The organism is Streptomyces bicolor, from assembly GCF_000719285.1.
Classification (GTDB): domain Bacteria; phylum Actinomycetota; class Actinomycetes; order Streptomycetales; family Streptomycetaceae; genus Streptomyces; species Streptomyces bicolor.
This window is the reverse complement of sequence record NZ_JOFS01000009.1, coordinates 130,295-142,626: the sequence shown is the minus strand read 5'-3', so window position 1 is coordinate 142,626 and position 12,332 is coordinate 130,295. Positions and strand designations below refer to the sequence as shown.

The following is a 12,332-nucleotide window of genomic DNA, read 5'->3' as shown; positions in this document are numbered from 1 at the left end:
TATTCCCCGGCAATCCACTGCACCCCCCTCGAAGCCGCATCGGACATCCGCCATTGAAACACAATGGTCACACTTCGCGCCGTACCAGCATAGTGCGGAGAAATCTTGTGGTAGCTCTTCAAGTACTGCGAATTCAGGCGCAGGCAAGGGGGACGAACATGAGTTCTCGTCGCACGACGGCCATCGCGGGATCGCTGGTCGCGGCATCTTTCTCGGCAGTGCTGATCCTTTCCGCCACTGCCGGCGCGGACGAGCAGGGACCCGGCAGCAGCGAGGGGGGAAAGGTCATCGACGAGGCGCCGGCCGGGGTGGAACTGACCACCGAGCTGCCCGAAAAAATCTCGGTGGACAATAGTTCGCAAGAAACCGACATCACCGCCACGGTGAAGAACGAAGGGACCAAGGACAGCGGAGAGATCAGGCTTCTGGTCGTCGGTTTCGACGGCCTCACCGTCAAGAATGTCGAGGGCTGTTCAGCGATCGAGGAAAGCGGCCTTCCCGAGGGCTCGAACAGCGGATTCAGCTGCCCCATCGACAATCTCCCCGCCGGTGAGTCGAAGTCGTACGCCGTCGACGCGACGTACGACCTGAGCAAGACCGGCAAGATCTGTCTTCCCGTCCAGACCGGTGACGGCAAGAAGACGTACTGGCAGCAGGGCCCGGTGCCGTTCGGTACGACGAACCCGTCGCCCGACGCCCCGGCCACCCCGCTGCTGTTGGGCACCGACAACACGCCGGTCGCACCGGGCGCCGACGAGCTGCCCAAGACGGGCCTCGGCCGTGACGTCCTGCCGCTGGGCGCGGCGGGCGCGACGCTGATCGCGGCGGGCACGGCCGGGCTGTGGTGGTCTCAGCGGCGGCCTCGGCGGATGGAGGGCTGACTCCACGGAGAGCTGAGGAAGGCCGGGGCGCGAAGCCGCGCCCCGGCCTTCCTCATGGAAACCGCGTGTCAGCGGTTGGCGAGCTTCCAGACCGTGGGCAGCGCGCCCATGGCCAGGGCCGCCTTCAGGGCGTCGCCGATCAGGAACGGGGTGAGGCCGGCCGCGATCGCGGCGGTCGCCGACATGCCGGTGGCGAGGGCCAGGTAGGGGACGCCGACGGCGTAGATGATCGCCTCGCCGAGCAGCATCGCGCCGGCCGTGCGCAGCGCGGTGCGGTCGGCGCCGCGGCGGGCCAGGGCGCCGACGACGGTGGAGGCGAGGATCATGCCGAGGATGTAGCCGAAGGACGGGGCCGCGGCGCCGGAGGTGCCGTCCGCGAACCACGGCACGCCCGCGATGCCCGCCAGCGCGTACAGCGCGAGGGAGAGGAAGCCGCGGCCGGCGCCGAGGGCCGTGCCGACCAGCAGCACCGCGAGGGTCTGGCCGGTCACCGGCACCGGGGAGCCCGGCACGGGCACGGAGATCTGGGCGGCGAGGCCGGTGAACGCGGCGCCGCCGACGACGAGCGCGATGTCGCGGGCGCGGGAGGCCGGGATCAGGTCGGCGAGGACCTGTCCGGTGCGAGCGGGGGCGGCGGCAGCGGTGCTCATGGGGACTCCGCGGGGTGAGGGCAGTACGGGACGGTGTGACGCTATCCCAGGGTGTTTCGCTCGATCACCGTCAGTGGTCGACAAAGGCGCGTTCGCGGGCTTGGTGGGCTCCGGACAAAGAGTGGCTGTTACACCGGGTACGGCGTGATGCCGGTCACTGAGGCAGGGACGTTGAGCTCACATTCCGGTCCGGGAGCCGACTGTGGGGTTTCGCCAATCGTGTGACCCGTGTGGGACGACGCCGTCTCGCCCGTCGGTCGTCGTCTGGGCAGCGGGTGGCCGCTTTGCTAGCTTCGAGCGCATGGTCGCCCAGTCCCGGAACTTCTCGTCGCGTCGCCATGTCGACCTGCGACGCGTGGGCGCGGCCGCCTGTCGCCGTCCCGGGTGAGTCGGCCCGTCGGTACGACTCGCCCGCTCCCAACGGCGCAGTGTCGGACCGGCTCCCGAGGAAGTTCCCCATGCCCCATACCGCGACACCCACCCTTTCGTCCCCCGTCCCCCGCGTCGCCGACCGTGACCGGCGCCGGACCAGCGCCAGCGTGATCCTGCGCTCCGTACTCGAGCACGGGCCGGTCGCGCGCAGCACCATCGCCCGGCTGACCGGGCTGTCGCCGGCCTCGGTGACCGACTACTGCGCCCGCTTCACTCAGCTCGGGCTCATCCGGGAGGCCGCCGCGCCCCGGCAGGCCAAGGGGGTCGGGCGGCCGCATGTGCCGGTCGACCTGGACGATTCCCGGTTCGTGGTGGGCGGGGTGCATGTGGCCGTGCCGTACACCACGGTGGCGCTGCTCGATCTGCGCGGACGGGTCGTCGCCGAGCGGGAGGTGAAGCACGCGGGGTCGATCGAGCCGTACGGCGTGCTGGCCGGGGCCGCCGACGGGCTCGCCGCGCTGCTGGACGGGGCGCCGGGCAGCCGGCCGCTCGGTGTCGGCTTCGCGGCCGGCGGCTGGGTGGACCGGGACTCCGGGACCGTCGTCGAACACCCGCTGCTGGGCTGGCGCGAGGTGCCGGTGCGGGAGGTGCTCGGCGCACGCACCGGGCTGCCGGTCCATGTGGACGGGCACGCGCGGGCGTTGGTGAACGCGGAGCGGCTGTTCGGGCGGGCGCGCGGCAGCCGGAGCGTGCTGCATCTGTTCGTGGGCAATGTGGTCGACGCGGCGTTCGCCACCAACGACGAGGTGCACCACGGGCCCCGCTCCCAGGCCGGGACCATCGCCCATCTGCCGGTGCCGGGCGGTACGGAGACGTGCGACTGCGGGCGTTTCGGCTGCCTCCAAGTTGAGCTGAGCGAGCGGACGTTGTGCCGTAGGGCGCGGGCGGCCGGGGTCATCGACGGGGTGAACCCGATGCATGTCGTGCGCGCGGCGGCGGACGGCGATCCGGTGGCGGTACGGCTGCTGACCGAGCGGGCGCGGATGACCGGCCGGGCGGTGGGGCTGCTGCTCGACGTGCTCAATCCGGAGACGGTGGTGGTGACCGAGTTGGGGGTCGTGCACCGGGAGGACTGCCTCGCCGCGTTGCGCGCGGAGGTCGGGGACGAACGCGCGACGGCCGTCGTGCCGACGGGTTTCCCGCATTCCGTGCTCGCCGTGGCCGGTGGATCGGTGGCGCTCGACGTGCTCTACCGGGATCCGCTGGCCGCTTCACCTGAGGCTATTTAATTCAGAAACTCGGAATGTTGACAGGGGCCACCGATGACCAGGAACATCCTGCTCATGAGCCTGTTCGTGAGCTGTCGCACCCTTTGTTGCTGACACGTTGCCGCGTGTGAAGCGCTCATTTCCCCCTGCGTGAATTTCCCCCGCCCTGGCTTTTCCCTGCCCGGAATTCCGCCTGCCTTCCCGTCACTTTGGCTTATGGAGTCCTGCCATGCCGTCTCTGCCTGCCCCGGGCATCGATCGCCGTCTGTTCCTGACCTCACTGCTGGGCGTCACCGCCGCTGCCGCCGGCCTCACCGGCTGCGCCGAGAGCAGCGCCGCCGACGCGGCCGAGGGGGCCTCCACCGCCCCGCTCGCCAAGAAGGTTCCCGCCGGAACCAGCCTGAAGATCGCCTCGTTCCAGAACACCCAGCAACTCCAGTTCAAGCTCGCCGAGTTGGGCGAGCTGCCCTTCAAGGTGGGCGGCTGGCTGAACATCGGCGCCGGACCCGATGTCATCAACGCCTTCCGCGCGGGATCCCTGGACCTCGCCAACAACGCGGGCATCCCGCCGATCCAGGCGCACTACCAGGGCTTCGACGCGAAGATCGTCGCGATCAACATCACCCGCAAGCCCAACTACCTCTTCGCCACCAAGCCCGGCAGCGACATCCGGTCGGTCGAGGACTTCAAGGGCAGGAGGCTCGCCTTCTCGCAGGGCCAGGCGCAGGGCGTGGTCCTGCTGCGGGCGCTGAAGAAGGCGGGCCTGGCCTACGACGAGGTGGAGCTGGTCCCGCTGACCAGCAACCAGTTCCTCACCGCCCTGCAGTCCGGCCAGGTCGACATCGCCCCGCTCGGCAACACCCAGGCGCCCGCCTACCTCGCGCAGTACGAGTCCAAGGGCGCCCGCACCATCACCACCGACGTCGTCGACCTGCTCAACCTGCTGTGGGCGCCGGTCTCCGTGCTGAACGACCCCGCGAAGGCCGCGGCGGTCGCCGCGTACATCCCGTACTGGGCCAAGGGCCAGGTGTGGACGTACGAGAACCCCGACATCTGGAACGAGGAGTTCTACGTCAAGACCCAGAACCTGACCCTCGCCCAGGCGAAGTCCATCTCCGAGCTCGCCAACAAGCCGCTGTTCCCGCCGAGTTGGGACGAGGCCATCCAGTGGGAGCAGGAGACCGCGGATCTTCTCGCGGAGGGCGGCTTCGTGAAGAAGTTCGACGTCGGCGAGCTCTTCGACCACCGCTTCGAGGGCATCGCGGCGAAGTCCGTACCCGCGGAATACCGGAGGTGACCCCAGCCATGACCGCCACAGCCGTGAGTACGGCCCCCGCCCTCCCGGAAACGGACCACCGCGTCCGCCGGCGCCGCTCCCTCGCCCCCGGCAAGCGCGTGCCCGCCGCCCGGCTCGTCGGCCCCGCCCTCCTCGTCGTCCTGTGGGCCGTCGCCTCCGCCGCCGGAGCACTGGACCCCGGCGCGATCCCCGCACCCTGGACGGTGCTGGACACCGGCGCCCACCTGTGGACCGACGGCACTCTGCCCGACGACATCCTGACCTCCCTGCAGCGCGCCGGGACCGGATTCGTCATCGGCCTCACCGCCGGGGTCGTCCTCGCGCTGGCCTCCGGGCTCAGCCGGACCGGGGAGGCGCTGATCGACGGGACGGTGAACCTCAACCGGGCGATCCCGACGCTCGGCCTGATCCCGCTGTTCATCCTCTGGCTGGGCATCGGCGAGACCTTCAAGATCGCGATCATCGCCATCGTCGTGTACATCCCGATCTACCTCAACACGCACGCCGCCCTGTCCGGCATCGACAGCCGCTTCGTCGAGCTCGCCGAGGTGCAGGGGCTCAGCCGGGTCCGGTTCATCCGGCAGATCGTCGTCCCCGGCGCGCTGCCCGGCTTCTTCGTCGGGCTGCGGCTCGGGGTGACCGGGTCCTGGCTGGGCCTGGTGGTGCTGGAGCAGATCAACGCCACCAGCGGCCTCGGCTACATGATGTTCCAGGCGCAGAACTACGGCCAGACGGACGTCATCCTCGTCGGCCTCGTCGTCTACGGCATCTTCGGCCTCGTCTCCGACAGCACGGTCCGCATCATCGAACGGAGGGTGCTGTCGTGGCGCCGCACACTGAGCAACTGACCCGCCCCGCCGTCCAGCTCCGGGGTCTGACCCGCTCCTTCGACGGCCGTACCGTCCTCGACGGCATCGACCTCGACATCCCGGCCGGGCAGTTCACGGCCCTGCTGGGGCACAGCGGCTCCGGCAAGAGCACGCTGCTGCGGGCCGTCGCCGGCCTGGATCATGAGGTGGCCGGCAGCGGGCAGCTCAGCGCGCCGGAGCGGGTGTCCGTGGTGTTCCAGGACTCCCGGCTGCTGCCCTGGCGCCGGGTCCTGGACAACGTACTCCTCGGTCTCGACGGGAAGGAGGCGGTGCGGAAGGGGCGCGAAGCGCTCGCCGAGGTGGGGCTGGAGGGGCGTGAGCGGGCCTGGCCGAACGAGCTGTCGGGCGGGGAGGCGCAGCGGGCTGCGCTGGCTCGGTCGCTGGTTCGGGAGCCTGAGCTGCTGCTTGCCGATGAGCCGTTCGGGGCGTTGGACGCCCTTACGCGGATCCGGATGCACGGTCTGCTGCGGGAGCTGTGGGAGCGGCATCGGCCCTCGGTGCTGCTGGTCACCCATGACGTGGACGAGGCGATCGTGCTGGCCGACCGGGTGCTCGTGCTGGAGCGGGGGCGGATCGGGCTGGACCTGACCATCGACCGCGATGCGCATGCGCGCGGCGAGTACCGGGGGCGGCTGCTTGCGGCGCTGGGTGTGACCGAAGACGTGCGGTGACCGTCGGCTGCCGCGAGCTCGGGCGGTTTTCGCCCCCGCCGCCCCTACCCGTCCCGTCCTGAAGGGGCTCCGCCCCTTCGACCCTGCCAGGGGCTCCGCCCCCTGGACCCCCGTCGGCCCCGAAAGGGCCTCGTCCTCAAACGCCGGACGGGCTGGATCGCCTGGACCGGCGCTCGCAAGCCTCCCCCGGTCACCCTGACCCTCCCCGCCCCCGGCCCGAAGCAAAGGACACCCCATGCCCCGCCAACTCCACCTCAACGCCTTCCTCATGAACACCGGCCACCACGAGGCCTCCTGGCGCCTCCCAGAGAGCGACCCGTACGCCCATGTGGACCTGGCCCACTACGTCCACCTGGCCCGCATCGCCGAACGCGGCACCTTCGACTCGCTCTTCCTCGCCGACGGCCCGCAGCTGTGGAACAACCTCGCCCAGCGCCCCGCCGGCGCCCTGGAGCCGCTCACCCTGCTCACCGCGCTGGCGACCGCCACCGAGCACATCGGCCTCATCGCCACCGCCTCGACCTCCTACAACTCCCCCTACAACCTGGCCCGCAAGTTCGCCTCCCTCGACATCATCAGCGGCGGCCGGGCGGGCTGGAACATCGTCACCACCGCCGGTGCCGAGGCCGCCCGCAACTTCGGCCTGGACGCCGAGCCCGCCCACGCCGAGCGGTACGCCCGTGCCGCCGAGTTCCTCGACGTCGCCCTGAAGCTCTGGGACAGCTGGGAGGACGACGCGATCGTCGCCGACAAGGCGGCCGGGGTGTGGGGCGACGACGCCAAGATCCATCCGCCCCGGCACAGGGGGACGTACTTCAGCGTCGAGGGCGCCCTCAACGTGCCGCGTACGCCACAGGGTTATCCGCTGCTCGTGCAGGCGGGGTCGAGCGAGGACGGCAAGCGCTTCGCCGCCCGGTACGCGGAGGCCGTGTTCACCGCGCAGCAGACGATCGAGGACGCGCGGGCCTTCTACGCCGACCTCAAGTCCCGTACGGCGGTGGCCGGGCGGGATCCGGACCACATCAAGGTGCTGCCCGGGATCGTCCCGGTCATCGGGTCGACGGAGGCCGAGGCGCGGGCACACGAGCAGGTTCTCGAGGACCACATCGTGTACGCGCACGGCGTGGACCGCCTGGAGCGGCTGCTGCAACTGCAGCCCGGCACCCTGGAGTTGGACGCCCCGCTCCCCGCCGACCTGCCGTCCGAGGAAGCCGTCGAGGGCGCCAAGAGCCGCTACTCGCTCGTCGTCGAACTCGCCCGGCGCGAGCGCCTCACCGTCCGGCAGCTCGTCAGACGGCTCGGCGGCGGACGCGGCCACCTCACCTTCGCCGGCACGCCCGAGCAGGTCGCCGACGCGATCGAGACCTGGTTCACGCAGGGCGCGGCCGACGGCTTCAACATCATGCCCCCGGTGCTGCCCTCCGGCCTCGACGCCTTCGTCGACCAGGTCGTCCCGATCCTCCGCGCCCGCGGCCTGCTCCGGACCGAATACGGCCCCCGCCGGACCCTGCGGGAGCGCTACGGCCTCCCCCGCCCCGCCAACCAGTACGTCAGTCCCGCACCCGCCCTCGTCTGAAACTCGTCTGAAAGGACTCCCCCGCATGTCCCTCGACATCCGCAAGGTCACCGCGAACATCGGCGCCCGCGTCCATGGCATCGACCTCTCCCAGCCCCTCGCCGAGGAGACCGTCGTCGCCCTCCGCGAGGCCCTCAACGACCACAAGGCCCTGGTCTTCGACGACGTTCACCTGGACGACGCGGGCCAGCAGGCCTTCGTCCGCCACTTCGGCGACCTCACCACCGCGCACCCGACGGTGTCCTCCGTCGACGGCGTCCCGAACGTCCTCCCCGTGGACAGCGAGCGGGGCCGCGCCGCCAACCACTGGCACACCGACGTCACGTTCGTCCTCAGCCCGCCGCAGGCCACCAGCCTGCGCAGCATCACGGTTCCGCCGTACGGCGGCGAGACCCTCATCGCCAGCTCGGCGGCCGCCTACCGCAACCTGCCCGAGCCGCTCAGGCAGCTCGCCGACACGCTGTGGGCGGAGCACACCAACGACTACGACTACGCCGTACCGGACGAGGAGATCGACGACGAACAGGCCGCCCAGCGCGCCCAGTTCACGTCCATCAAGTACCGCACGGTCCACCCGGTGGTCCGCGTCCACCCGCTGACCGGCGAGCGCGGCCTGTTCATCGGCGGCTTCGCCCAGCGGATCGTGGGTCTGCCGCCGGGCGAGTCCCGCAAGATCCTGGACCTGCTCCAGGCTTACGTGACCCGGCCGGAGAACGTCCTGCGCCACCGCTGGTCCGAGAACCAGCTCGTCCTCTTCGACAACCGCATCACCCAGCACTACGCCATCGACAACTACGACGGCCTGCCGCGCCGCCTGCACCGGGTGACCGTCGCCGGTGACGTGCCGGTCGGCATCGAGGGCAAGGAGAGCTACTCGATCGAGGGCGACGCCTCGCACTACACATCCGTAGCCGCGTAGTCACACCCGGTGCCGAGTGCGTCCGCATAGTGGGCAGCCTCTCCTTCCAAGCGGAGAGGCTGCCCAGACTGTGGGCGTTTTTGCCCATCTCACGCATTGGACGAGCCGCGCCCATGCCCAGCACCCCCACGGTCGACACGCCGCCACAAGCGGACGACGCCACCCTGTCCCACAGCCTCAAGCAGCGCCATCTGTCGATGATCGCCCTCGGCGGTGTCATCGGCGCGGGCCTGTTCGTCGGGTCCGGCGCCGGTATCGCCGCCGCCGGTCCGTCGATCGTCGTCGCCTACATCCTCTCCGGCCTCCTCGTGATGCTGGTGATGCGGATGCTGGGCGAGATGTCGGCGGCCCACCCCTCCTCGGGCTCCTTCTCGGCGCATGCCGAGCGGGCGATCGGCCCGTGGGCGGGCTTCACGGCCGGCTGGTCGTTCTGGGTGCTGCTCTGTACAGCCGTCGGCCTGGAGGGCATCGGCGCCGCGAAGATCGTCACGACCTGGCTGCCGCATACGCCCGAGTGGGCGTGGGTGGCGCTGTTCATGGTCGTCTTCTGCGGCGCGAACCTGGCCGCCGTCAAGAACTTCGGCGAGTTCGAGTTCTGGTTCGCCGCGCTGAAGGTCGGCGCGATCACGCTGTTCCTGGTGCTGGGCGGGCTGGCGATCGCGGGTGTCCTGCCGGGCACGGACGCGCCGGGCGTCACGAACCTCACCGGTGAGGGCGGTTTCCTGCCCAACGGCAGCGAGGGACTGATCATCGGCCTACTGGCCTCCGTCTTCGCCTACGGCGGCATGGAGACGGTCACCATCGCGGCGGCCGAGTCGGAGAACCCGGTCAGCGGGGTTGCGAGCGCGGTCCGCACGGCCATGTGGCGCATCGCCCTGTTCTACATCGGCTCGATGGCCGTCGTCGTCACGCTCGTCCCCTGGGACTCGAAGGAGATCGTCGAGAAGGGCCCGTACGTCGCCGCCCTCGACCACCTCGGCATCCCCGGCGCCGGCCAGCTCATGAACGTGGTGGTCCTGGTCGCCCTGCTGAGCGCCATGAACGCCAACATCTACGGCTCCTCGCGCATCGCGTACTCGCTCGTCCAGCGCGGGCAGGGCCCGAAGGCGCTGGGCCGGGTGTCGGGCGGGGTTCCGCGGATCGCCGTCCTCGCCTCCTCGGTGTTCGGCTTCGTGTGCGTGGTGCTGAGCTACTGGCGGCCGGACGATGTCTTCCCCTGGCTGCTGAACATGATCGGCGCGGTCATCCTGGTCGTCTGGATCTTCATCGCCGTCTCCCAGCTGCGACTGCGACGCCGGCTGGAGCGGGAGACGCCGGAGAAGCTGGTCGTGCGGATGTGGGCGTTCCCGGTGCTGACGTGGGTCGCGTTGGCGGGGATGGTGGCGATCTTCGTACTGATGGCCCGGGAGCCGGACACGCGTGTGCAGCTGTACTCGACGGGTGGGATGACGCTGTTCCTGGCGGTCGTGGGATACGCCTGGCAGAAGGCCCGCGCCAAGAGCTGACGCCCCGCGACACCGCTGCGACGGCACCAAAGCCCCCGTGTGATCCACACGGGGGCTTTTTGCTGTTAGCTTGTTGTTGCAAGCTACTTGCAATAAGAGCTCTGAGGGGACCCTTCATGCCCGTCTACACACTCCCGGAACTGCCCTACGACTACTCCGCGCTCGCGCCCGTGATCAGCCCCGAGATCATCGAGCTGCACCACGACAAGCACCACGCGGCCTATGTGAAGGGCGCCAACGACACCCTGGAGCAGCTCGCGGAGGCGCGGGACAAGGAGCAGTGGGGGTCGATCAACGGCCTGGAGAAGAACCTGGCCTTCCATCTGTCCGGGCACATCCTGCACAGCATCTACTGGCACAACATGACCGGTGACGGCGGTGGCGAGCCGCTCGCCGCCGACGGGGTGGGCGAGCTGGCGGACGCCATCGCCGAGTCCTTCGGGTCGTACGCCCATTTCAAGGCGCAGCTGTCCAAGGCCGCCGCGACCACGCAGGGTTCGGGCTGGGGTGTGCTCGCGTACGAGCCGCTGAGCGGGCGGCTGATCGTCGAGCAGGTCTACGACCACCAGGGCAACGTCGGGCAGGGCGCGACGCCGATCCTCGTCTTCGACGCCTGGGAGCACGCCTTCTACCTGCAGTACCGCAACCAGAAGGTCGACTTCATCGAGGCGATGTGGCAGGTCGTCAACTGGCAGGACGTCGCCCGTCGTTACGAGGCCGCCAAGTCCCGTGCCGATGTGCTGCTGCTCGCCCCCTGAGCCGTTTTCCCTGAGTCGTCCTGCCTCGTGATCGTCTTCTCACCCTTCACGAACGGCAGGCGGAAAGAAGGAAGCCCCCGCGAGGACGTGACTCGCGGGGGCTTCCCCTTGCCGGGAGAGCGGGCGTCAGGGCTTGCGGCCCAGGCCGCCGTGCTGGCCGATCGGGCGGGGGTCCTCGTCGCTCGGCTCGGGGCGCCAGAGGGGGACGGAGACGATGCCCGGGTCCACCAGATCCAAGCCCTCGAAGTAGCCGGCGATCTGGTCGACGGGCCGCAGGAAGTACGGGACGGCGCCGGTCTCGTTGTAGGCGTCCTGGGCCTGCTCGTAGGCCGGGTCGGTGCCTCGGGAGCCCTCGTTGAGGGAGAGGTAGCTGCCCGAGGGCAGGCCGGCCAGGAGGCCGCGGACGATGTCGCGGGCCTGGTCGTAGTCGGCGACGTGGCCGAGGATGCCGCTGAGGATCAGGGCCGTGGGGCGGGAGAGGTCGAGGGTGCGCGAGGCCGCTTCAAGGATCTTCTCCGGCTCGTACAGGCTCAGGTCCTCGTACGCCGTCACGCCCTCGGGCGTGGAGGTGAGGAGGGCACGGGCGTGCGCCAGGACCAGGGGGTCGTTGTCGACGTAGACGATCCTCGACTCGGGGGCCATGCGCTGGGCGACCTCGTGCGTGTTGTCGACGGTCGGCAGGCCCGTGCCGACGTCGAGGAACTGGCGTACGCCCGCCTCCGCGACCAGGTACCGGATGCTGCGGCCCAGGAAGGCCCGGCTGCTGCGGGCGATGGTGACGATGCCGGGGAAGACGGCGGTGTAGGCGTCGCCGGCCGCCTCGTCCACGGGGTAGTTGTCCTTGCCGCCCAGCCAGTAGTTCCAGATGCGGGCCGAGTGCGGTACCGAGGTGTCGATCTCCGTCATGCGCCCATGGTGCTACGGCAGGTCGGGCTCGCAGGGCACATTGAGGGAGAGAAGTGCGGCGGATCCGTCGGGGTTCATGCGGAGTTCGCTGATCGCCACGTTGCGCAACTTCGGGAACACTCTGCGGTACTCCCTCGCCGGGATGGACAGCAGCGTGCACAGCACCAGACGGAACAGGGTGTTGTGGGCGACGACGAGGACGCGTGCGCCGGGGTGGGCCGCGGCGATGCGGCGCAGGGCGGCGGCGCCACGTTCGGCGGCGGCGACGGGGTCCTCGGCCTGAGGGAACGGGTTGGCCACCGGGTCTGTGCGGAACGCCTCCGCGGCCGTCGGGTTCTCCGCTTCGAACTCCGCGAGCGTACGGCCCTCCAGCACGCCGAAGTCGCATTCGCGGAGGTCGGGGTCGCGGTGCGGGGTGAGGCCGAGGGCGCGGCAGGCGGGTTCTGCGGTGGCGACGGCACGGGAGAGGGGGGACGTCCAGATCGCGTCGACCGGGTGGGCGGCGGCCCAGCGGGCGAGGGCGTCGGCCTGGGCTCGGCCCGTGTCGGTGAGCGGGATGTCGCTGATGCCGGCGTAGCGGTTCTCGGCGTGCCAGGTGGTTTGGCCGTGGCGGGCGAGGAGGAGGGTCGTGGCTGTGGTCATCGGCTGTCCAGTACTCGG

12 protein-coding genes are annotated in these 12,332 nt (G+C 70.3%); 9 read left to right on the top strand and 3 right to left on the bottom strand.

What is annotated here, in order from left to right; all coding sequences use genetic code 11:
• The first annotated feature begins 158 nt into the window (after positions 1-158).
• The gene (locus IF78_RS0113785) at positions 159-881 is read left to right on the top strand and encodes an LPXTG cell wall anchor domain-containing protein (RefSeq protein ID WP_031476839.1); all 723 of its coding nucleotides are present in this window, start codon (positions 159-161) and stop codon (positions 879-881) included.
• 68 nt (positions 882-949) lie between these two features.
• On the opposite strand, the gene IF78_RS0113780 is transcribed toward IF78_RS0113785, so the two are convergent.
• Complete coding sequence (locus IF78_RS0113780; RefSeq protein ID WP_031476838.1) at positions 950-1,531, bottom strand: biotin transporter BioY; 582 nt, start codon at positions 1,529-1,531, stop codon at positions 950-952.
• A 458-nt stretch (positions 1,532-1,989) separates the two neighbouring features.
• On the opposite strand from IF78_RS0113780, the gene IF78_RS0113775 reads away from it, so the two are divergent.
• The 8 genes from IF78_RS0113775 (at position 1,990) to IF78_RS0113740 (ending at position 10,766) form a co-directional block, all read left to right on the top strand.
• Positions 1,990-3,192 (top strand): ROK family transcriptional regulator, encoded by a 1,203-nt coding sequence (locus IF78_RS0113775; RefSeq protein ID WP_031476837.1) that lies wholly within the window; start codon positions 1,990-1,992, stop codon positions 3,190-3,192.
• A gap of 208 nt (positions 3,193-3,400) precedes the next feature.
• Complete coding sequence (locus IF78_RS0113770) at positions 3,401-4,468, top strand: ABC transporter substrate-binding protein (RefSeq protein WP_031476836.1); 1,068 nt, start codon at positions 3,401-3,403, stop codon at positions 4,466-4,468.
• 8 nt (positions 4,469-4,476) lie between these two features.
• Complete coding sequence (locus tag IF78_RS0113765) at positions 4,477-5,316, top strand: ABC transporter permease (protein ID WP_031476835.1); 840 nt, start codon at positions 4,477-4,479, stop codon at positions 5,314-5,316.
• Entirely contained in the window at positions 5,292-6,008 is a 717-nt protein-coding gene (locus IF78_RS0113760) for an ABC transporter ATP-binding protein (protein ID WP_031476834.1), read from the top strand. The genes IF78_RS0113765 and IF78_RS0113760 overlap by 25 nt, the downstream gene beginning before the upstream one ends.
• A gap of 235 nt (positions 6,009-6,243) precedes the next feature.
• Entirely contained in the window at positions 6,244-7,584 is a 1,341-nt protein-coding gene (locus IF78_RS0113755) for an LLM class flavin-dependent oxidoreductase (protein WP_031476833.1), read from the top strand.
• Positions 7,585-7,609: 25 nt separating this feature from the next.
• Positions 7,610-8,503, top strand: coding sequence for a TauD/TfdA dioxygenase family protein (locus IF78_RS0113750; RefSeq protein ID WP_031476832.1), 894 nt, complete (start codon positions 7,610-7,612; stop codon positions 8,501-8,503).
• A 113-nt stretch (positions 8,504-8,616) separates the two neighbouring features.
• Positions 8,617-10,008, top strand: a complete 1,392-nt coding sequence (locus IF78_RS0113745) for an amino acid permease (protein WP_031476831.1) — start codon at positions 8,617-8,619, stop codon at positions 10,006-10,008.
• Positions 10,009-10,124: 116 nt separating this feature from the next.
• Entirely contained in the window at positions 10,125-10,766 is a 642-nt protein-coding gene (locus IF78_RS0113740) for a superoxide dismutase (protein ID WP_031476830.1), read from the top strand.
• Between the two features lie 126 nt (positions 10,767-10,892).
• Here IF78_RS0113740 and IF78_RS0113735 read toward each other — a convergent pair whose 3' ends face one another.
• Together IF78_RS0113735 and IF78_RS0113730 are read right to left on the bottom strand one after the other, a co-directional pair.
• Complete coding sequence (locus tag IF78_RS0113735) at positions 10,893-11,672, bottom strand: SAM-dependent methyltransferase (RefSeq protein WP_031476829.1); 780 nt, start codon at positions 11,670-11,672, stop codon at positions 10,893-10,895.
• Positions 11,673-11,684: 12 nt separating this feature from the next.
• Positions 11,685-12,314 carry a histidine phosphatase family protein gene (locus IF78_RS0113730; RefSeq protein ID WP_031476828.1) on the bottom strand — a complete coding sequence of 210 codons (630 nt, stop codon included), beginning with the start codon at positions 12,312-12,314 and terminating at the stop codon, positions 11,685-11,687.
• Positions 12,315-12,332 lie beyond the last annotated feature (18 nt).